Origin of the sequence: Luteibacter jiangsuensis, assembly GCF_011742555.1 — a bacterium.
Taxonomy (GTDB): Bacteria; Pseudomonadota; Gammaproteobacteria; order Xanthomonadales; family Rhodanobacteraceae; genus Luteibacter; species Luteibacter jiangsuensis.
The window spans coordinates 122551-142829 of sequence record NZ_JAAQQR010000001.1; the positions used below are offsets into that span (position 1 = coordinate 122551).

The following is a 20279-nucleotide window of genomic DNA, read 5'->3' on the forward strand; positions in this document are numbered from 1 at the left end:
GCCGTGGCCAACCACCACGGCTATCCCTTCGCCATCCCTCAAATCCGCAAGGGTACCGCTTCGGAACACCCATGGATGCATCCGCCTCGCAGAACGCCTTCGCTCCTGTCATCGCCTTCTTCGCGCGCGACGCGCGCCGGCAACTCGCCGAAGATATCGGCCGTCAGCCTGGATTCAACGACGCGGAGCGTCTGCTCATCGCAGCGGGCGCGGAGCGCGCCTTGCTGGATAACGCGGAGCGAAAGCTCAACCGTGTGCTCCTGCTCGAGTTGCATGCAGCCAAGCTCTCCGGCGATCTGCCCGAAGGTAGCGAGGCCATGCGCTTCGCCGCCTTCATCGCGCGAGCCATGACCCCTGAGTTCTCCGCGGCGCTCGATCGCCGATACCCCGTGTTGCACGGCCGCCTTACCCGTGTGCTGGACCACCAGCGCCGGGCGATCACCGCCATGCTTTCGCGGCTGGCAACCGATCGCGAAGCCCTGTCTCGCTTCGTCGGGGCAAAACTTGGCGAACTGCGCGCGCTCGACCTCGGCGAAGGCGACGTGCACGAGGGCGGTCAGTCCGTGGCGCGCCTCACGTTCCACGGCGGAACGGTGATGTACAAGCCAAGGTCGCTGCGCGTCGATGCGGCCCTGGACGATTTCCTGGCAACCGTGCTCCCCGGCGATGCGTCGCGGATACGCGTACCCGCCGTGCTGGACCGCGGCGACTATGGCTGGAGCCGCCACGTCGAGCATATCTACTGTGCCGACGACACCCAGCTGTCCATCTTCTATCGCAACATCGGGCATTGGCTGGCGGTGATGCGCCTCCTCGGCGGTACCGATATCCACTATGAAAACCTCATCGCCTCATCCGTCGTGCCCTATGTGGTCGATGTCGAGAGCCTCTTCGTCACCGAGGTTCCGCCCCCGCCGTCGCAGAAGGGCGAAGCGGTGGACCTTGCGCAGGCGCTCATTCGCTCCTCCGTGCTGCGCACGGGTCTCGTGCCCTTCCGCGCGCCCGTGCTCGGCCTCGACGGCGTCGACATTTCCGCCATCGGCGCGCTCCAGGGCGAGCAACCGAAGATTCGCGTGCCCGAGATTGTCGATCCCGGCACCACCGAAGCGCGTGTGGGTCTGGTGAGCGTCGACATCGGAACCGGCAAGAACCATCCGTGCAGTCACCCCGATATCTCCCGGTTCTGGGAAGACATCGTCACGGGCTTCCGCTCGATGACCGATACCCTCGTCGAGCGGCACCGAAACGGAGAACTCGTCCCCTTGCTCGACGCCTTCGTCGGATGCCGCATACGACGCATCCGGCGGCCCACCCAGGCCTATGTCGAAGTGATGCGCATGCTCTGGCATCCGGCATCGCTGCATGACGAAGCGGCAGCCATCGAGCGGGCTCGCGACCTGCTGGTACGCAACGCGGCAGTCTCGCCCATCGCCCCGGCCGATCCTTCCGTCATCGCCGGCGAGATCGACGACATGCGCTACGGCGACGTTCCCGTCTTCGCAAACGTGCTGGACGAGGCGCAACGCGACGACGTGTTTCGTGCCTGGCTGGACATGCGCATCGAACTGGAGGAACTGACCATTCGGGGCGCCCTCGTCACCGCCCACCTCAACGTCCGCCTCAACGACGACAAGCGCTCGCCTTACGATCTGTCCGCCCGGCGGGCGCATGCCGGTGACCTGGACCGCAGGCGCCGGTCGATGGCCCGGGAGACGCTCGAACAACTCCTGCGCCTCTCGGTGCGTGGCAACGACGGCACCATGACCTGGATCAGTCCGATCCTCGGTCGCGGCGGTTGGACCATGCGGACACTGCAAGCCAATCTCTACGTGGGCCTGGGCGGTATCGCACTGGCACTGGCCGCGTACGCGGAAGAAATGCGGCATGGCCGCGTGGACGAGGTGGCCGGGGTCACCGGGGCACTGCAGGGCGTGCTCCGCATCCTGCACGTCGCGGAAGACACCGACGAAGCCGAAGCCATCGGTGGCTTCATCGGATTGGGCTCGCAGGTGCAGACCTGGCTCACGCTGGAGCACCTGCGCCCCGGCGAAGGCTTCCTTGCCCGCGCCGTCGCGCAAGCGGCCCGCATGGCACAGTGGGACATCGAGAACGAACGCGTGCTCGATATCCTCGAAGGCGTCGGCGGCGCGATCGTTCCCCTCATCAACCTCGCCGACGCCACCGGCGACGCACGATGGCTGGCACTGGCCGCGCGCGCGGGAAGGCATCTCGAGGCCACCGCCATCGTGGACGATCGCGGCGCGCGCTGGCCCGCGTCCATCTTCAGCGAGCCGATCGGCGGCTTCGCGCACGGCGCGACGGGCAGCGGCTGGGCGCTCACACGCCTCGGGCTCAGCGGGGCGGGTGACGGTGGCGAGCGGCGCCGCTGGCTCGAGCTTGCCGAGCGGGCGTTCGATTTCGAGGAATCGCTGTACGACGCGAACGCGGGCAACTGGATGGATGTGCGCAAACCGGACAGCGGCGACTTCGCCAATACCTGGTGTCATGGCAGTGTCGGCATCGGCATGGCGGCATGCGATCTCTACGAGCGCACCGGGCACCCGCGTCATCTGGACACGCTGCGCCGCGCGGTACGCGCCGCGGCCGAGGGGGGCTGGGGACACAGCCATACCCTTTGCCATGGCGACCTCAGCACCTGGGAACTGCTGACCCGGGCGGCTCGCCTCTCCCCTGCCCTGGTGCCCGACACCGGCCTTCCCGCCGCGGTGATCGTGTTGTCCAGCATCGAGGAACACGGCATCGTCGGCGGCCTGGCTCGCGATGCGTTCACGCCGGGCCTGATGAGCGGCGTGTCCGGATCGATCCTGCAGTTGATCCGCATGCACCCCGCATCGCGGGTACCTTCGCCATTGCTGATGGAGTGTGGCGTGGAAGCGTCGCGGCGTGCGGCCGCCGAGGAACACGGCGTGCTCGCAAGCTGAAAGCGGCGCCTCGTTCGACATGGCGCGAGTCGGTCGCCGTCGGGTGCCCGGCGCCGGAGGATGCAACCTTTTTCCGCCCCCGTGCATCCCTCCCACCGACGAGCCGACGTCGGCCATCCGGCCGAGGTCGGCATTGCACGCTCCATCGCCCACAGGAAAGCCACGATGCCGTTTCGCAAGCTCATCCTCTTGCTGATTTGCCTTGCCCCGATACCCGCCGCTGTTGCCGTGGCGCAAAGCGCTCCCGAATCCGAGCAGGCGCGGATGGATCGCGTCTTCCAGCGGCTGGGAACCCAGTTCGTTGCGGACGGCCGCGCCGACGGCGTGTCGATCGCGGTTGTGAAGAACGGCCAGCCGCATTTCTACAACTTCGGTACGACCACGCGCGGCAAGGACAAACCGCCCACCGAAGACTCGGTCTATGAGATCGGCTCGGTCAGCAAGGTGTTCAATGCGCTGATCCTTGCTCACGCCGTGCTGGAGGGGAAGATCAACCTCCAGGACGACATCCGTAAGTATCTCCCCGGCGACTATCCCAACCTCGAATGGGAAGGCACGCCGGTGCGCGTCGTCGACCTGGTCACGACCACTTCGGCGCTGCCCGACAACCTGCCCAATCCCTTTCCCGTGGGCGTCGATCCGGACAAGGCACCCTTCATCGCGACGGACGCGATGAAACGCATCACACCGAACCAGGTGTACGAAGAACTCAAGAGCGCAAAACTCAGTCGCAAACCCGGCACCCAGACGCAACACTCCAACCTCGCGCCGGTGCTCATGGGCCGCATACTCGAAAAGGTCTACGGCGAGTCGTATCAAAGCCTGGTGGCGCGCTACATCGAGAAACCCTTCGGCATGCAGACAGGGTTCGGAAAGAGCCGGGAAAGCCTTGAGGTCGACGGTTACAACAAGCGCCATGTCGCCATGCCGCGCATGTACGAAGATGCATTCCTGATGGCGGGCGGGCTGCGCTACAGCACGCGCGACATGGCGAAATTCCTGACCGCGGAACTGGCGGCGACGGACCCGGCCATACGCCTGACCCAGAAACCGGCCTGGGGCGACCCCGCGGCGTCCGCGATGGGCCTCAACTGGGTGCTCAGCAGAACCGTCGAGAACAAGCCGCGCCTGCGCATGTCCGGCAGCACCTTCGGGTGCGCCAGCTACATCGAAATGTATCCCGCGCTCGGCTACGGGATCTTCCTGGTGGCCAACCGGCCGGGCGAAGCGCAGAACGAACTGCAGGACCTTGCGAACAAGGCCCTGGACGATATCTGGGGAAGGCCGCCGGCACTCGTGGCGCTCGAACGCGCGTTGCAGGACGACCGTTCGGGCAATGCCTCTCGCGTGATAGCGGACGTAAAGCGCAAGCACCCGGAGTTGCATCTCTCCGAGGAATACGTGAACACCTGGGCCTACGGCCTGATGCGCGAGGGTAAGAGTGCGCAAGCGATCGGCCTCTTCCGCTACAACACGGAGCAGTGGCCGGGCAGCTGGAACGCCTTCGACAGCCTGGCGGAAGGCTACGAGACGCTCGGCGACAAACCCAACGCCATCGCCAACTACCGCAAGTCGCTGGCACTCAATCCCTCCAATGCGCACGGCGCCGAGCACCTGAAGAAGCTCCAGGCCGGGCAATAGCGCAATCGCCTCGGGTTGATCCTCGTCAATGTCCTCCCCGGGCGCACCCGTTACAAGGGTGCCATCCCCCGGGGAGGAACACGCCATGTCCGTCACATCACGCTCCGCAACCACGCGCGTAGGCGAGGCATCCATCGGCTGGCACGACATCGGCAGCCTTGCCGCGCAGGTCAGCTGCGACAGTGCCGCGCTCGCTGCGGCGGCGACCATCGCCGCCACTGCGAAAGCCAAGGTGAGCGTCATCCAGCTGCTGCCGATGCCCGTGGACGCCGCCACCGCCTGGGCGCTCTCCATGGACCCAGCCATTTCCGAGCGTCACGAACAGATCCGTGACGAGGCGCGGCGGCAGGCCCAGGACATTCGCCATCGTCTGGCCTCGTATGGCGTTCCAGGTGATGTCACGACCCTCGAGGCCACCTTTCATGACCCCGCCAGTCTCGCTGCACTGGCTGCGCGCAGGACCGATCTCGTCGTGACCGCGCGCCCCTCGGGGTCGATCGCGGACGCCACCTATACCCACTCGCTCTTCGCAGGTCTCCTGCTCAACTCGGGAAGGCCGGTACTGGTCGTCCCGGAAGGCGCCAAGATGGCGCTCCCGATCCAGCATGCCGTAATCGCCTGGACCGATTCCCCGGAAGCGACCCGGGCGATGCACGACGCGTTGCCATTGCTGCTGAATGCCACCTCCGTCGACCTCGTGACCATCGATCCGCCCGCCTCGCCGCTCGAGAGCACGGCCGATGCAGGGCAAGCCGCCGCGCTCCTGCTTCGATCGCACGGCGTCAACGTCGCTGTCCACCGGATTCACAGCGAGGGACGCGTGCCGAGCCGCCTGCTCCTGGACTATTGCCGGAACGTGAAAGCCGGGCTACTCGTTGCGGGTGGTTACGGTCATCCCCGGTGGCGGGAATGGACGGTCGGAGGCACCACGCGCGAGCTCTTTTTCGAAACCACCCTCCCGACGTTCTTCTCCCACTGACACCCAGGGGGCTTTCCATGTCCACGATCTGGATACTCGCTTGCGATGCCGCAAGAGCGCGGCTGTTCGAAGCACCCGACAGGAAAGGTGCATGGACCGAGGTGGCCGCATACGCCAATCCCGAACTGAGGGGACCGCCGATGGCCCTCAACACCGGACGCACGGTACCGCGATCGCAGGAGAGCGTTGGCGGTGCGAGACACGTCATTGAGCCTCGCGAAACCAGAAAGGATCACAGTGCCCGGGCATTCGCGAAGCACATCGTCGGACAACTGGGCGACGCGCATACCCACCGTCGCTATACACGGATCTTTCTCGTCGCGCCGCCGCGTTTCCTCGGCATGCTTTGTGAGGAGATCGGCGACTTCGAGCTTGCCGGCGTCGCCGGCACACTCGGCAAGGATATTGTCGGCTTGCAAGCCGAAACGCTGGAGCGTCATGTGCGCGCCGGTTTTCCCGACGACTTCGCCGCCGAACCGAAGCGGCCTGCCGCCTGAAGACCGCGGGGCGCCATGACCCGCGGCCGCGATCCCGATCGATTGGAGCGCTTCCCTCCTTGCCAGAAGCAAAGTCCCCTCTCAGCGGAGAAACGACCATGAACGATATGCAACTTCGTCAGGAAATCATCGAGGAACTCGACTTCGAGCCGGGCATCGATTCCCGTGGCATCGCCGTGTCGGTTGCGGGGGGCGTGGTTACCCTCAGCGGCCACGTTCCCAGCTATTCGCAGAAGGTGGACGCGGAAAAGGCGGTCTGGCGTATCAAGGGGGTAAAAGCGCTTGCGCAGGAAATCGAGGTTCGGCTTGCCGAAGACGCGAAGGTCAACGACGACGAGATCGCTACACGCGCCGCCAGGATCCTCGCCTGGAGCAGCGCCGTTCCCACCGATTCGATCCGCGTGAAGGTGTCGCATGGATGGATCACCCTGACCGGAACCGTCGACTGGCACTACCAGCGCTTCGCTGCCGAGGCAGCGGTAAGGCGGTTGACGGGCATCCACGGTGTGATCAACAACGTGGACATAAAGCAGACGCTGAAGTCGGAAGACGTACGCGACAAGATCAAGGACGCGTTACGCCGCCACGTGGACGGTGAAGCCGCGAGGATCCGTATCGATGTCGTAAGCCCTGGCGAGGTCACCCTCGAGGGCGATGTAGGCGACTACGAAGAACGCCGGGCCATAGAGCGCGCCGCGTGGGCTATTCCGGGGGTCAGGAAGGTACACGACAACCTGCACATCGAATGGCGTGCCGACTAGCGCCGCCAGCGTCGGCGCTGCGCGAACGAGAGGCGTCTGGCGACGGCTCGGGGCCGGTCTGGTCACGGGTGCCGCGGACGACGACCCCAGTGGCGTGGCCACCTATTCGCAGGTGGGCACGCAGCTAGGCTACGGGATGCTCTGGACCACCGTGGCCACGGTGCCGTTGATGATCGGCATCCAGACGATCTGTGCCCACATAGCCCGGGTAACGGGCATGGGGCTGACCGCGAATCTGGTGCGAATCCTGCCACGTGGCGTGGTGGTTGGCCTCGTGGCGTTGCTCGTCGTCAACAACGTGGTGAACCTCGCCGCGGATATCGGCGCCATGGGCGATGCCCTGGCCATGCTCACCGGCGGGCACCCGCGCTATCTGGCCCTGCTCTGCGCCACCGTGTCGTTGCTGCTGGAAGTGTTCATTCCGTTCCGGCAATACGCGCCGATCCTCAAGCTGCTGACGATGAGTCTTCTCGCCTATGTCCTCACGGCATGCGTCGTGGGAATTCCCTGGCGGGACTTGCTCGCGCATTGGCGTCCGGCACAGTGGAACCATCAGACACTGGTCGCGCTCACGGCCGTGTTCGGCACAACCGTCAGCCCCTACCTCTTCTTCTGGCAGGCAGCGCAGGAAGTGGAGACCGAGCGGGCCGATCCGGACGCCCGGTCGCTGCTGTCCGCACCGGAAGACGCGCCGGAAGAATTCCGGCGCATACGTGTCGACACCGACCTGGGCATGATCTATTCGAACGCCGTCGCGTTCTTCATCATGCTGACCGCCGCCGTGGTGCTGCACGGTGCTGGCGTGACGTCGATCGAAACCTCGGCCGATGCGGCGCGCGCGCTGGATCCCCTCGGCGGCCACCTTGCGTCGACGCTGTTCACGCTGGGAATCGTCGGCACCGGCATGCTAGCTGTTCCCGTGCTGGCGGGTTCGGCCGCCTATGCGCTTTCCGAATGGCTTGGGCAGGAGGGCAGCCTGGAAAGCACCGTGCACCAGGCCCGCACGTTCTACGCGATCCTGGCGGTTGCCACGGCGCTGGGAACGCTGCTGACCTTCCTGCCCGTCGCGCCGTTCCGGCTGCTGTTCTGGTCTGCCGTCATCAATGGCGTTGTCGCGGTGCCCCTCATGGGGGCCATCATGCTCGCCGCCTCCAGCAGCGCGCTTATGGGTCCGTTCGTCCTCAAGGGCTCGCTGCACGTCGTCGGGTGGATCGCCACGGGGGTGATGGCGCTCGTCGCCCTGGGTCTGTTCCTGTGACCTCGGGACGACGGACCTGACGATATACCGTTGTCACGCCCTTCCGGCGAGCAACTCGTCCAGTTGCGCGAACTGCTCCGGCAGCCCTTCCGCCGAACCGGCGATGGCGTCGTCGCGGGCCGCTTCGGTGGGATAGAGCTCGTGCAGGGTGACCAGCGTCTTGCCGGCACGCTCTTCGAACGTCACGGTAGTCACGGCGCCGTCTTCGCTTTCTTCGTTCGTCCACACGATGCGCGTGTTCGCGGTGACTTCCTTGTACGTGCCGAAGAACGCCATCGGCTGGTCGAAAGCCGGGTGGCGAAACACGAGTCGATACGTGCCTCCGGTGCGAATATCCATGTCGCACGAAACCAGCGTCATGCCCGCGGACTTCGGCACCCACCATTGCCTGAACAGGTCGGGCGTGCTCCAGGCCTCGAACACGATGGGCACGGGGGCATCGAATGTCCGCGTGACAACGAGTTCGCGATCGCCTTTGCGTTCCACGGAGGTCGGTTTCATGGCAGCCTGATTACCTTCTCTTTCGTTGGGCATCTGTCTTCTCCTTGCGTTTCAGTTGCTCGACGATCTCGTCCAGTGCGTCGAAGCGTGCGCTCCAGAGTTGGCGGTGCCGCTCGATCCAGGCAGCCTCCTCTTCCAGCCGGCGCGGCCCCAGCTTGCAGGTGCGAACGCGCCCTACCTTTTCCGTCGTCACCAGTCCGGCCTGCTCCAGTACGCCGATGTGCTTCTTCATGCCTGTCAGGGTCATGCGGAACCGTTCGGCGAGATCGGACACCGAGGCTTCCGATTCGCCAAGCCGTTCCAGCACGCCCCGTCGGGTGACATCGGATAGCGCGGCGAAGGTGGCGTCCAGTGAGGCTTGATAGTGAACCATTTGGTTCACTGTAAGCCCGGCATCGGCGGTTTGCAAGTGGCCGCCGAACCTAAACGAACTGTCACGTCCGCAGGACGCGCGGCGACGCTAACATCCCCAAATCACTCGGAGGGAAGCGCGGACATGATGAAAGTGGCAAACGCGGTGTTATTCGCGGCTTTGACGGCAAACGTGGCCCACGCCCAGACCAACGCCGGCGAGCAGAAGCCCGACCCCGATCTGCCCTTCACCATCACCAGGGTGGCCAGTTTGGAGGTGCCATGGCGCATCGCCTTCCTGCCCGACGGCCGCATGCTGGTCACCGAGAAGGTCGGCCGCGTTGCCCTCGTGACGCCGGAAGGCGCCAAGACCGACCTCGGGGGCATACCGGCGAGTTATTACCAAGGTCAGAACGGCATGCTGGGCGTGTTCCTGTCGCCTCACTACGCCACCGACCACAACGTGTACCTCACCTATGTCGAGCCCGGCGATTACGGCGGAGCTGTGGCCCTGGGTCGCGGGCGCCTGGTGCTCGACGACAAGCCGGGGCTCGAGGGCTTCCAGGTGTTGTGGCGCCAGGTGCCCCCGGGCAAGGGTGGACAGCCCGGCGGTCAGATCGCCTTCTCACCGGACGGCAAGTATCTCTTCCTGACAGTGGGCGATCGCCAGCGCATGACGCCCGCGCAAGACCCCAGTCAACCGGTGGGCAAGATCCTCCGGCTGACGCTCGACGGCAAGCCCGCGCCCGGCAACCCCTGGGCCGGCAAGGTCGGCGCGAGCACGATTCCGCTGATCGATCCGCCGGCCGACACCGAGAAGGCCAAGACGGCGCCCGTCGTCAGCACCTATACGTTCAAGGGTCCCAACCGCACCCCGGCGGAAACCTGGAGCATCGGCCACCGCACGCCGTACGGCCTTGCGTTCGCGCCGGACGGCCGCCTGTGGGAACTGGAACATGGCCCGCGCGGCGGCGACGAACTGAACCTGATCGAGCGTGGCAAGAACTACGGCTGGCCGCTGGTCTCCTATGGCATCAACTACAACGGCGTACCGATTCCCAGCCCCGACACGCGCCCCGACCTCGTGAAGCCGGTGATCTATTGGAGCCCGGTGATCGGTCCTGGCAATCTCATGTTCTACAAGGGCAAGCGGTTCCCGGAGTGGAATGGCAGCGCGCTGCTGAGCGGTCTCGCCAGCCTGGACATCGTTCGCGTCGTGTTCGACCACAAGGGCGGAGCCACCGCGGTCCAGCGCTGGACCGTCGGCAAGCGCGTCCGCGATATCGAAGAGGCGCCGGACGGTTCGCTCTGGATGCTGGAAGACGGCTCGCCCGGCGGCCTTTACCACCTTCTGCCGAAGTGACCGTCGTCGACAGTGGTTCAGGCCGAGGCGTGGACAACGCCGGCGGCATGACCCTGGCCGCGCCGGACGTGCTCTTCACACAGCTGCTCGACAAGCGCCCGATGATCCGGCAGATCGTCGAGCGCGCGCAGGGCGGCCTGCTGGATCATGGCGAACTCGTGGCGCGCGGCGTCCACCTGCGGGTAAGCGCTGCGCATGGGTTCGAGATCGGTCTTGAACTCCATGCCGTACAACACGTATTGCCAGCTGGAGGTCATGAACATCTCCAGGTCGCTGACGAAATCCAGCCTGTGCGGCGGGCGGCGCTTCCACTTCGCGAGCTTGTCCTGCAGGGTCGCCGGAATGCTCGCGGGGTCGGTGTTGTCGATCCAGAAACGCGAATCGCGGCGCTGGCTCAGGCAATAGTGCATCTTGATGAAGTCGATGATGCGATCGTAACGGGCCACCATCATCTCGTTGAAGTGACGCGCGGCGCCTTCCATCTCGTCGGTGTCGATGGGTAGAAGGTGCGTGAGCATATAGGTCGCCAGTTCCACCAGGGCAATGCCTGTGGATTCCAGCGGTTCCACGAAGCCGCCTGCGAGGCCTACCGCCACGCAGTTCTTGCGCCAATGCTCCGGACGGTACCCCGTTTCGAACTTGATGTGCATGGCCTTCAGGGCATCGCCCGCGGGGCCCACGTAGCGCCGGAATACTTCCTCGGCGCGCTGGTCGTCGGTGTGCCGCGACGAATACACGTAACCCACGCCACGCCGCTTCTGCAGGCCGATGTCCCAGATCCACCCGGCCTCCTGGGCCGTGGAAATCGTGTACGAGGCGATCGGGGCGTCGGGGGTGTCATAGGGTACCTGCATCGCCACAGCGCGGTCGGCGAACAGCACATCCGCGCGGCTGCGGAACGGCGACTGCATGGCGTTGCCGATGAGGGCGCCGCGCAGGCCGGTGCAGTCCACGTAGAGATCGGCGGTGAGTGCGCCCTCCTCCTTCGTCACCACCCGTGCGATGGCGCCACGCTCGTCCAGTTCCGTCCGCTCCACGGTCGCCTCATGGCGCACCACACCGAGTGCCTGCTGGCCATGCTCCGCCAGCACGCGTGCGAAGCAGGCGGCGTCGAAGTGGAACGCATGGTTCATCGGGCCCTGGTAGTCCGCATCCCTTGCCCGTTTGGGCGCGCGCGAGTGATCGACCAGGGTGGTCTGCATCGACACGGCGTCGGCGAACGGCATGCCCGCGGGAGCGACGCCCAGCAGCCAGTACGGCAGCAGCTCCGGCCCACCAGGCCGCTGGCTGGGAACGTTGAACGGGTGGAAGAAATGATCCGGCCCGGGTGCGCCGGGCGGGCGTACCCAGTGGCGATAGTGGATGCCCTGTTTGTACGTTGCCGTGGCACCGACGAGGAAACGGCGCTCGTCGAGACCGATGGCCGACAGCGTGCCGCGAATGGAGGGGAACGTGGCCTCGCCGACACCCAGCAGACCGATGTCGGGCGATTCCACCAGGTGCACCTGCACGCTCCGCGGATCGACCGCGCTGACCGCCTTGGCGAGATAGCACGCCGCCAGCCATCCGGCGGTGCCGCCGCCCACGATCAATACTTTCTTCAGACGCGCCATGGAGTGTCCCCGCCGCTGCCGAACGATGATCAAAAAGAATTGCCGGGCCGCCCCACGCGAGCCCGGCAAGCGCCATTCACTGGGAGAGATGGCGACGCCCTTCCGGGGCGTCGCCAGAACGGCAAACCTCAGGCGGCCGACGCGTCATGGGGGCCGCCGTGCATCAGGGTCAGAACCAGACGCCGAGCTGGACGCCATACGTACGCGGCGCAAGGTACTGCGACACGTACTGCAGCGACCCGTCGGACATGAGGAAGCGGCCGGCGCTGGTGCGGATCTTCCCGTCGGAGACGTTCTGCACATACGCGTTCACCCACCACTTGTCGCCCGGCTCGCTGTAGCGCAGCGACACGTCGCCGCGGGTGTACGACTTCTGCCGGTCGCCCGAGCCCAGGTTGAAGTAGCTGAGCCACTGGGAGCTCTGGTACTGCGCGCTGATGCGTGGCGTGAGGCGGCCGCCGTTCGCGAGGTGGAACGTATGCTCGTAGATGCCGGTGAGCGACACGTTGGGCGCATGCGGCAGGTCGTTGCCGGTCACGTTCGCGCAGTTGGCGAGGTTGGACTCCGGCGGGCACGCGGGCAGGCCCTGGTAATCGTTCGAACCGGCATACACCAGCCGTCCCAGTTCCTTCTTCGGAATGGCGGAGAAGATCAGGTTGAAGCGATCGTCGGTGGCCTGATAGGCCAGTTCCGATTCGATGCCGAGGACCTTGGTGCTGCCGCCCACATTGGAGAAGCCCAGGCCATGATTGCCATCCGGGTACACGATGGGCGCCGAGAGCTGGAAGTTCTTGAAGTCTTCGTAATAGACGGCCGAGTTCCACGTCATGTGGCCATCGAGGAAGGTGAACTTGCTGCCGACTTCGTAGTTGGTCAGCGTCTCGGGCTTGTACAGCGTGCCCGCGTCCTGCGTGCCGCCCGACTTGTAGCCGGTGGACACGCTGGCGTAGAGCAAGCCGTTCTCGCTCACGTCGGTGTCCAGGCGCAGCAACCAGGTGGGCTTGCTCTTGCTGTAGCGGGCGGTGTTCCGCTGCGAGATGGAGAAGCCGTTCGACGGATTCGGATACACATCCGGGGAAATGGGTACCTGGGGAACGGTCGGGTCATACGCCCAGCCCCAGTTGATGCCGCCCTTGTTTTCCTTGGTGTCGTGCGACCAGCGCGCGCCGCCCGTCAAGCGCCAGTGATCGCTCAAGTGCCACGTGGCCTGACCGAACACCGCATACGACTCCACGGTTTCCTTCGGCTGGATGAAGGAACCCTGCCAGCTCACGGTACCGTAGCGCGTGCCGTTCATGATGGGGATGTCGAAGCGGATATCGTTGTCTTCGTAGCCGTAGTACGCACCGAGGATCCAGTCCACGGTCTGCGGGCCCACGGACTTGAGGTTGATTTCCTGGCTCCAGTTCTTGTAGTTGGAGTCGTTGGTGCGATCGTCCTGGTAGACGCCGTTGGTCGTGAAGCTGGTCGGTACGCTGACGCCCACATCCTGATCGAAGTCGCTCTTGCCGGAATACTTGTTGTAGCCGGCGATGTAGCTGAGCTGCACGCCGTCGTTGATCGTCCAGTCCATGCGGCTGCGCACGGTGTTCGACGTGCGGTGCAGGTAGGGCGCGGTGTCGATCAGCGCCGACCAGAAATCCTGGCCCTGGCGCGGAGTCTGCATCAGGCTGAGGCTGGGCGTGCCGCGATCGACGAAGTACTCGTACGACAGGTTCCACTTGAAGGCGTCGCTCGGCTGCCACAACGTGCTGATGCGCGCGGCGGACTGATCCTGTGCGTTGTACTTGTCGCCGTTCTGCACGTACCAGCTGGGATCGATCGGCCTGAAGTTGGCCGGGTTGCCGCCGGAGGCGAGGTAGGCCTGTTGTTGCTGGGCCACACTGGGCAATTGCCCCGATGGCTTCTGGTAATCGACGTAGCCGTCGTGCTGCTGGTGCACCGCGGCCACGCGCATGGCGAAGGTATCGCTGATGGGCAGGTTGAACGCCGCCCTTGCACCCGACTGGTTGTAGTTGCCGGCTTCCACCTGCGCGTTGCCGTAGAAGCCCGCGCCGATGTCCGGCTTGGCGGTCTGGAAGCTGATGGCGCCGGCGGTGGAATTGCGGCCCCAGAGCGTGCCCTGCGGGCCACGCAGGGTTTCCACGCCTTCCATGTCGAGCAGCAGGCCGGAAGCGGCCTCGGCTCGCGGCGCGTAGACGCCGTCGACGAAGGTGGCGACTTCCGGATCGGCGTATTCGGTCTTGGCGCTGTCATTGCCGATGCCGCGGAGCGTCAGCGTCACGACGCCATGATCGCCCTGCGAGGTGCCTTGCAGACCGGGAACCAGCTTCGTGAGGTCCTGCACCGTCATCACGCGTTCCCTGTCGAGCGTGTCGACCGTGATCGCGGTAACGGCCACCGGCGTCTTCTGCAGAGGCGTTTCGCGCTTGGTCGCGGTGACCGAGACGGCGTCCAGGTTCTGCACCTTCCGTTCGGCGGTCGCCGGGTTCTTCGACGCGGCATCCTGCCCCGTGGTTTCCTGGTCCGCGGCAAGCAGCGTGCCCGGAGCGATCACGAGCGATATGGCGACGTACAACAAGTTGCGATGCAGACTCATCTGGCTCTCCCCATCCATCGATTGAATATGTGTTGTCCGCCGCGTGCATCGGTCGTGACAAAGATTTCCCCTATTCCCCGAGCGGCACGTCATCGATCCTTGAATGACAGCGCTGTCATCGTTGGATCATAGAACTCCGGGGCGACGAATGCTTGCCGCATGGCAGCACGGCGGCATCGTCCATACACACCCTTCAAACACGGTTTTCCTTGACTACGCCGCGCCTGTCTCCCCGGGCATTTTGCTGCGGAGCAAACCGGCGCGACGCATGGTGCTTCACATCCGTGCGGTTTACGGCTGGCCCGTTTTCGGCGGACACGCCAGCTTGCGGTCAGCGACCGTGCCGAGCGACACGTCCGTAATGGCGATCGCTGCTCCCGCGCGGCTCGACCATTCGAACGGCCGGTCGACCTTGCTCATGTCCGCACCCGCAGCGCGGAAGCACTTCAACGGAATGCCGACACGCAGCCACTGGCCCTTTGGCAACGAGGAAAGCTGCTGCCCGATGGCCACCTGACCTTCGCAGCCTGCCCCGCACCCGATGCCGATGGTCGACGTATCGCCGGCCGATACCGCGTCCACTCTCAGGGTTGTCACGAGCATCACGTCGCCGTTGGTTTCGCGATCCACGTCCAAGGGCGCAGGAGCCACCAGCTCGACGCGTGCGGCTCCCGAATCCTTGCCGCTCCAGCTGAGGCTTCGCGCGTCTTCCTGTGCCTTGTAGTCGAGCGCACCCATCCGCAGGCTGCCGTCCGCCGTAGCGGCAGGCACCGCAGCGACATTCACGCTTTCACCGTTGGCGCCGATCAGGCGCACCGCGACATCGCGCGCGGGCTTGCCGCGGGTGAAGTAAACGCCGGATTGCTGGTTGCTGAGCACAAGCCCCGGATCTTCCGGCAATGCGGGTGTATCCGTGCGGTCCGCATACGTCAGGCCGAATCCGAACGGAAACTGCGGCTTCTCGCCCCGGGCAGCCGCCGCCACCGGAATCTGCGCCGCGCTGCGTGGCCACGCGTAAGCCAGTTTCCCGTGAAAATCATGCGACACCCGGCCTTCCGGAGTGCGCAGGAGCACATCGGCAATGCCTTCGCCCTCGCTTCCCGGCAACCACGCCACGACGAACGCGTCGGACGCATTGATCTCGCGATTGAGCCACAGCGGGCGACCGGTCAGGAATACCGCCACCACAGGAATGCCCTGCCCGCGCAGCTTGCGAAGCAGGTCCAGATCGTGATCGTTCCCCGGACGGTAGGCCAGGTTCGGCAGATCGCCCTGGAACTCCGCGTAAGGGTCTTCGCCGAACACGACGATGGCGACGTCGGGCTTCTGTTTGTAGTCGCCCTCCGGCGACAGCTCCGCGGTGCCTCCGGCTGCCTTTACCTGCGCCTGGATGCCACCCCAGATGGACGTGGCTCCCGGAAAATTCGCGTTGGTGAGGCCCGTGCCCTGCCAGCTCAGCGTCCATCCCCCGTTTTGCTTGGAGATATTGTCGGCTCCGTCGCCGGCAACGAGCAGATGCTTGTGCGGATCGATCGGCAGCACCCCGCGGTTGTTCTTCAGGAGTACCAGCGACTCGCGAACGGCGCGGCGCGCCAACGCGCGATGCGCGGGGCTGCCGACCACTTCGGCGGAACGCACCGCCAGCGCGTTGGACGACGGCAAACCGGCCGCGAACATGCCCAGGCGCATCTTCACCCGCAGGATGCGCGTCACCGCATCGTCGACCCGGCTCATCGGAATCACGCCGGCTTTCACTTCGGCGAGCGTGTTGGTGTACAGCCCCTTCCAGGAATCGGGTGCTTCCAGCATGTCCAGTCCCGCGTTGTAGGCCACGGGGCAATCTTCGTTCGTGCAGCCGGGCACCTGACCGTGCGCGTTCCAGTCGCCAAGAACGATGCCGTCGAAGCCCATGCGCTCCTTCAGCACACCGGTGACGAGAGAACGGTTGCCCGCCATCTTCACCCCGTTCCAGCTGGAGAACGAGACCATCACCACCTGCACCCCTGCCTCGATCGCGGGGACGTAGCCCGCGCCATGGATGTCGCGCAACGCGGCCTCGCCGATACGGGCATCGCCCTGGTCCTTGCCGTTTTCCGTGCCGCCGTCGCCGAGGAAGTGCTTGGCGGTCGCGATCACATGGCTGGCATCCAGGAATTCCGCGGTGCGCGGCTTGCCCTGCAATCCGCTCACCACCGCGGCGGCGTAGCGAGCCACCAAAGACGGATCCTGCGAGTAGCCCTCGTACGCGCGACCCCAACGCCCGTTCTGCGGCACGGTGAGCGTGGGCGCGAACGTCCAGCCGATGCCGCTGGCACGAAGTTCCTGCGCGGTCGCCACGCCGATGTCATGGATCAGCTGCGGATCGCGCGCGGCGCCCAGCGCGGAGTTCTGCGGGAACAGCGTGCCGCCGACCAGATTGTTGTGGCCATGCACGGCGTCGATACCGAACAACACCGGGATCGCCTTGCCGCCGCGTGAGGTGTCCATGGACGCGCGGTAGAACTCGTCCGCCAACGCCTGCCACTGCGAGGCCACCGGGAACGGATGCCCGGGCGGTTTCGAATTGCCTCCCGCGAGAACGGACCCGAGCCGGTACTGCCGCACGTCGTCGGGCGTGACGTATTGGATGTCGGCCTGGATCATCTGGCCAACCTTTTCCTCTACCGACATCGTCGCGAGCAATGCTCGCACCCGGGCTTCGAGCTGGGGGTCGGCCGGCAGCGGCGACTTCGCGGAGGGCCATGTTTCCGGATGCGCGACGGCAGCATCGGCTGCCTGGACGGAAGAGGTCATCGGCAAGGCACCGGCAAGGGTCAGGGCCATGGAAAGGCTTCGCAAGAACACGCTGGATCGCTGCGGCAACGGCACTGAACCCTCCTGGCTGCACGCCGGCGGCGCGCTTCACGGGGCGCATACTGGCAGGAATGACAGCGCTGTCAATTTGCTATGCAGCATGGCGGCGTGCTGCGCCGGACATGTACTTTCAGGGGACTGCCGCCGTAGAGCCGCGGATCTGCAGGGAGAAGGGCACCTGTACCAGGCGGCCGCTGCCGTGGTTGCGCAACTCGCCGAGCAGTTGCTCGGCGGCCATCCTGCCCATCTCGCGGCTCGGCTGTTGCACCGTGGTGAGGGCCGGCCAGAGCTGACGGGACAGCGGCGTGTCGTCGAAGCCGCAGACCGACAGGTCCTGGGGCACCTTCAATCCGTACTCGCCCGCCGCCCACATCACGCCGGTGGCCATATCGTCGTTGGCAGCGAACACCGCCGTCGGGCGGGTGGGCAAGGACAAAAGTTGCCGCGCCGCGGCCACGCCGGAGGCGAAGGTAAAGGCACCCTGCACTACCAACTCGGGCTCCTCGGGAATGCCTGCGGCGGCCATCGCCTCGCGATAACCGGCGAGGCGCCAGCGGCTGGCGCCGTGATTGGCGATGCCGATCACATGCGCGATGCGCCGGTGTCCCAGGGCGAGCAGGTGGTCCACGATGGCGCGGGCGGCCTGCTGCTCGTCCATCGTTACGCCAAGGGTCTTGCCCTTCCGCAGCGGCGACACACTGGCATACGGTACGTTGCGCTCGCGCAACCGCTTCAGCAGCGGTGCGTAATCGGTGAGGGGCGGAGTGAGCACTACGCCGTCCGGATGGTGATCGGAGATCAACGCGTCGAAGCGGCGGATGAAGTCGCCGTCCCGCATGCGGAGCGGACGCACCATCATGCTGTAGCGATGTGCGTCGCAGGCCTCGAGCACGCCGTCCTGGATTTCCGCCAGATAGGTAGACGACGGGTTGTCGTTGTTGTCGTAGAGCATCGCCACCAGGAATGAACGGTTCCCGGCGAGGCTGCGCGCGGAGGGATGCGGGCGGTAGTCCATGGCCTCCATGGCCGCGCGCACGCGCTGGCGCGTGGCCTCCGTTACGTTGGCCTCGTCATTCAGCACGCGCGAGACGGTCTTGGGCGACACGTTCGCTGCGCGCGCCACATCTTCGAGGCGTACCCGCATGGACTCTCCGTTTTTCGATCGCGCTATTGAATCGACTATGCCGCCGGAAGCGTACCGTTTACAAGCGTGATCGCGGCCGTGAATGCTGCGGTCGCAGCATGCGGGACGCGCGGGCCCATGACATAACTGTCGCCGGAGGAGGAAACCATGACCCGCAAGAATCGAGGCGCAGGCTCACTGCGCACATGCCGAGCACGCTGTTCACAGGCGTGCGCGAACGGCATGCCGTCGCCGGCATGAAGGCCCGGCGCCGATGAGGGAGCGATCCCCCCTTTCGTTCTGGCAGATATGGAACATGTGTTTCGGCTTCCTCGGCCTCCAGTTCGGCCTGGCCCTGCAGAACGCCAATGTCAGCCGCATCTTCCAGACCCTGGGTGCGGATGTGAACGACATTCCCGCCCTGTGGATCGCCGCGCCGCTGACCGGACTGATCGTGCAGCCGATCGTCGGCCACTATTCCGACCGCACGTGGAACCGGCTGGGCCGGCGCCGTCCGTATTTTCTGGCCGGCGCGGTGTTCGCCTCGCTGGCACTGCTGTGGATGCCGAACGCGCCGGCGCTGTGGATCGCCGCCGGCCTGCTGTGGATCCTGGACGCGTCGATCAACGTGTCGATGGAGCCGTTCCGCGCCCTGGTGGGCGATCAACTCCCCACGCGGCAGGGTCCTGCCGGCTTCGCCATGCAGAGCTTCTTCATCGGTGCGGGTGCCGTGGTCGCGTCCATCCTGCCCTGGGTGCTGGCGCACTTCGGCGTCGCCAACGTGGCGCCGGAGGGAGGCATTCCGGACACGGTGAAATACGCGTTCTACGCCGGCGGTGCCGTACTGCTGGGAGCGGTGCTCTGGACCATGCTCACCACACGGGAATACCCGCCCACACAGTTGCGATCGTTTACCGACAACGTACCCGAAGGCCCATCGGCGGACGTGTCGCGCGCCGGGCGGCCGGGGTCGCTGCTGCTGTTGGCGGGCATGGGCGTGATCTTCGCCATAAGGCACTTCGCGCTCGAAAAGGAGGTTTATCTTCTGGGCGGCGGTTTGATCGTGTTCGGCCTCCTGCTCACCTGGCTCAGTCGCACCCGCAGCAAGGGCATGCTGCGCGAGGTGATGGGCGATCTGTACGGCATGCCTGTATCCATGCGCCGTCTGGCGGGCGTGCAGCTGTTCTCCTGGTTCGCCCTGTTCGCAATGTGGATCTACACCACGGCCGGCGTGACGCAGACGATGTACGCCGCCGCCGATACCGGGTCGTCGGCCTATAACGAGGGGGCCAACTGGGTGGGCGTGCTGTTCGCCGCGTACAACGGATTCGGTGCCCTGGCCGCGGTGGTCATCCCGCTGATGGTGCGCCATTGGGGACTGAGGTCCAGCCACATGATCAACCTTTGCCTGGGCGGCGCCGGGTTGCTGTCGTTCCTTTATATCCGCGACCCGCGCTGGTTGCTCCTGTCGATGCTGGGTGTGGGATTCGCGTGGGCGTCGATCCTGTCGCTGCCCTACGCGATGCTTTCGGATCGTCTGCCCACGACGAAAATGGGCGTCTACATGGGCATCTTCAACTTCTTCATCGTGATTCCGCAGGTGCTCGCCGCCAGCATTCTCGGCCTGCTGCTGCGCGTGTGCTTCCATGGTCAGCCCATCGCGGCGCTCGGGCTGGGCGGAGCCAGTCTCTTCATCGCCGGCCTGTGCACGCTGTACGTTCCCGATCCCCGCACCCGGCTCCGGAGCAAATTCCACAAAGTTGCATAAAACCCCAAAGTCACCCATCCTTCGGCCGAC

General features: G+C 65.5%; 14 protein-coding genes. 8 read left to right on the top strand and 6 right to left on the bottom strand.

Annotated elements, in window-relative coordinates:
• Nucleotides 1-71 precede the first annotated feature (71 nt).
• The 6 genes from HBF26_RS00520 to HBF26_RS00545 all read left to right on the top strand — a co-directional run bounded on the left by HBF26_RS00520 (nucleotide 72) and on the right by HBF26_RS00545 (nucleotide 8078).
• Nucleotides 72-2942, top strand: coding sequence for a type 2 lanthipeptide synthetase LanM family protein (locus tag HBF26_RS00520; RefSeq protein ID WP_167122021.1), 2871 nt, complete (start codon nucleotides 72-74; stop codon nucleotides 2940-2942).
• Nucleotides 2943-3107: 165 nt separating this feature from the next.
• Nucleotides 3108-4583, top strand: a complete 1476-nt coding sequence (locus HBF26_RS00525; protein WP_167122023.1) for a serine hydrolase domain-containing protein — start codon at nucleotides 3108-3110, stop codon at nucleotides 4581-4583.
• 85 nt (nucleotides 4584-4668) lie between these two features.
• Nucleotides 4669-5562: a putative universal stress family protein gene (locus HBF26_RS00530; protein ID WP_167122025.1), complete on the top strand. Its 894-nt coding sequence runs from the start codon at nucleotides 4669-4671 to the stop codon at nucleotides 5560-5562.
• 17 nt (nucleotides 5563-5579) lie between these two features.
• Entirely contained in the window at nucleotides 5580-6059 is a 480-nt protein-coding gene (locus HBF26_RS00535; RefSeq protein WP_167122027.1) for a host attachment protein, read from the top strand.
• Nucleotides 6060-6157: 98 nt separating this feature from the next.
• Nucleotides 6158-6820: a BON domain-containing protein gene (locus HBF26_RS00540; protein ID WP_167122029.1), complete on the top strand. Its 663-nt coding sequence runs from the start codon at nucleotides 6158-6160 to the stop codon at nucleotides 6818-6820.
• Nucleotides 6810-8078 carry an NRAMP family divalent metal cation transporter gene (locus HBF26_RS00545; protein ID WP_167122031.1) on the top strand — a complete coding sequence of 423 codons (1269 nt, stop codon included), beginning with the start codon at nucleotides 6810-6812 and terminating at the stop codon, nucleotides 8076-8078. The genes HBF26_RS00540 and HBF26_RS00545 overlap by 11 nt, the downstream gene beginning before the upstream one ends.
• A 33-nt stretch (nucleotides 8079-8111) precedes the next feature.
• Here HBF26_RS00545 and HBF26_RS00550 read toward each other — a convergent pair whose 3' ends face one another.
• Both HBF26_RS00550 and HBF26_RS00555 read right to left on the bottom strand, forming a co-directional pair.
• A complete protein-coding gene (locus tag HBF26_RS00550) occupies nucleotides 8112-8579 on the bottom strand; it encodes an SRPBCC family protein (RefSeq protein WP_167122033.1) in 468 nt (155 codons plus the stop codon).
• Nucleotides 8580-8589: 10 nt separating this feature from the next.
• The gene (locus HBF26_RS00555) at nucleotides 8590-8988 is read right to left on the bottom strand and encodes an ArsR/SmtB family transcription factor (RefSeq protein ID WP_240151147.1); all 399 of its coding nucleotides are present in this window, start codon (nucleotides 8986-8988) and stop codon (nucleotides 8590-8592) included.
• An 87-nt stretch (nucleotides 8989-9075) separates the two neighbouring features.
• On the opposite strand from HBF26_RS00555, the gene HBF26_RS00560 reads away from it, so the two are divergent.
• Nucleotides 9076-10293: a PQQ-dependent sugar dehydrogenase gene (locus HBF26_RS00560; RefSeq protein WP_167122035.1), complete on the top strand. Its 1218-nt coding sequence runs from the start codon at nucleotides 9076-9078 to the stop codon at nucleotides 10291-10293.
• A gap of 17 nt (nucleotides 10294-10310) precedes the next feature.
• Here the strand turns inward: HBF26_RS00560 and HBF26_RS00565 are convergent, their stop codons facing one another.
• The 4 genes from HBF26_RS00565 to HBF26_RS00580 form a co-directional block, all read right to left on the bottom strand.
• Nucleotides 10311-11906, bottom strand: coding sequence for a tryptophan halogenase family protein (locus HBF26_RS00565; RefSeq protein WP_167122037.1), 1596 nt, complete (start codon nucleotides 11904-11906; stop codon nucleotides 10311-10313).
• Between the two features lie 169 nt (nucleotides 11907-12075).
• Nucleotides 12076-14505 carry a TonB-dependent receptor gene (locus tag HBF26_RS00570; protein ID WP_167122040.1) on the bottom strand — a complete coding sequence of 810 codons (2430 nt, stop codon included), beginning with the start codon at nucleotides 14503-14505 and terminating at the stop codon, nucleotides 12076-12078.
• A 291-nt stretch (nucleotides 14506-14796) separates the two neighbouring features.
• Nucleotides 14797-17328: a glycoside hydrolase family 3 protein gene (locus HBF26_RS00575; RefSeq protein ID WP_167122041.1), complete on the bottom strand. Its 2532-nt coding sequence runs from the start codon at nucleotides 17326-17328 to the stop codon at nucleotides 14797-14799.
• A 160-nt stretch (nucleotides 17329-17488) separates the two neighbouring features.
• Nucleotides 17489-18502, bottom strand: coding sequence for a LacI family DNA-binding transcriptional regulator (locus HBF26_RS00580; protein WP_167122044.1), 1014 nt, complete (start codon nucleotides 18500-18502; stop codon nucleotides 17489-17491).
• A 253-nt stretch (nucleotides 18503-18755) separates the two neighbouring features.
• On the opposite strand from HBF26_RS00580, the gene HBF26_RS00585 reads away from it, so the two are divergent.
• A complete protein-coding gene (locus HBF26_RS00585; protein ID WP_167122046.1) occupies nucleotides 18756-20249 on the top strand; it encodes an MFS transporter in 1494 nt (497 codons plus the stop codon).
• Nucleotides 20250-20279 lie beyond the last annotated feature (30 nt).

Excerpts from the sequence above, each read along its gene's own strand:
- HBF26_RS00520 (WP_167122021.1), top strand. The coding sequence starts at position 72 with ATGGATGCATCCGCCTCGCAGAACGCCTTCGCTCCTGTCATCGCCTTC.
- HBF26_RS00525 (WP_167122023.1), top strand. The coding sequence starts at position 3,108 with ATGCCGTTTCGCAAGCTCATCCTCTTGCTGATTTGCCTTGCCCCGATA.
- HBF26_RS00530 (WP_167122025.1), top strand. The coding sequence starts at position 4,669 with ATGTCCGTCACATCACGCTCCGCAACCACGCGCGTAGGCGAGGCATCC.
- HBF26_RS00535 (WP_167122027.1), top strand. The coding sequence starts at position 5,580 with ATGTCCACGATCTGGATACTCGCTTGCGATGCCGCAAGAGCGCGGCTG.
- HBF26_RS00540 (WP_167122029.1), top strand. The coding sequence starts at position 6,158 with ATGAACGATATGCAACTTCGTCAGGAAATCATCGAGGAACTCGACTTC.
- HBF26_RS00550 (WP_167122033.1), bottom strand. The coding sequence starts at position 8,579 with ATGAAACCGACCTCCGTGGAACGCAAAGGCGATCGCGAACTCGTTGTC.
- HBF26_RS00560 (WP_167122035.1), top strand. The coding sequence starts at position 9,076 with ATGATGAAAGTGGCAAACGCGGTGTTATTCGCGGCTTTGACGGCAAAC.
- HBF26_RS00565 (WP_167122037.1), bottom strand. The coding sequence starts at position 11,906 with ATGGCGCGTCTGAAGAAAGTATTGATCGTGGGCGGCGGCACCGCCGGA.
- HBF26_RS00570 (WP_167122040.1), bottom strand. The coding sequence starts at position 14,505 with ATGAGTCTGCATCGCAACTTGTTGTACGTCGCCATATCGCTCGTGATC.
- HBF26_RS00575 (WP_167122041.1), bottom strand. The coding sequence starts at position 17,328 with ATGGCCCTGACCCTTGCCGGTGCCTTGCCGATGACCTCTTCCGTCCAG.
- HBF26_RS00580 (WP_167122044.1), bottom strand. The coding sequence starts at position 18,502 with ATGCGGGTACGCCTCGAAGATGTGGCGCGCGCAGCGAACGTGTCGCCC.
- HBF26_RS00585 (WP_167122046.1), top strand. The coding sequence starts at position 18,756 with ATGAGGGAGCGATCCCCCCTTTCGTTCTGGCAGATATGGAACATGTGT.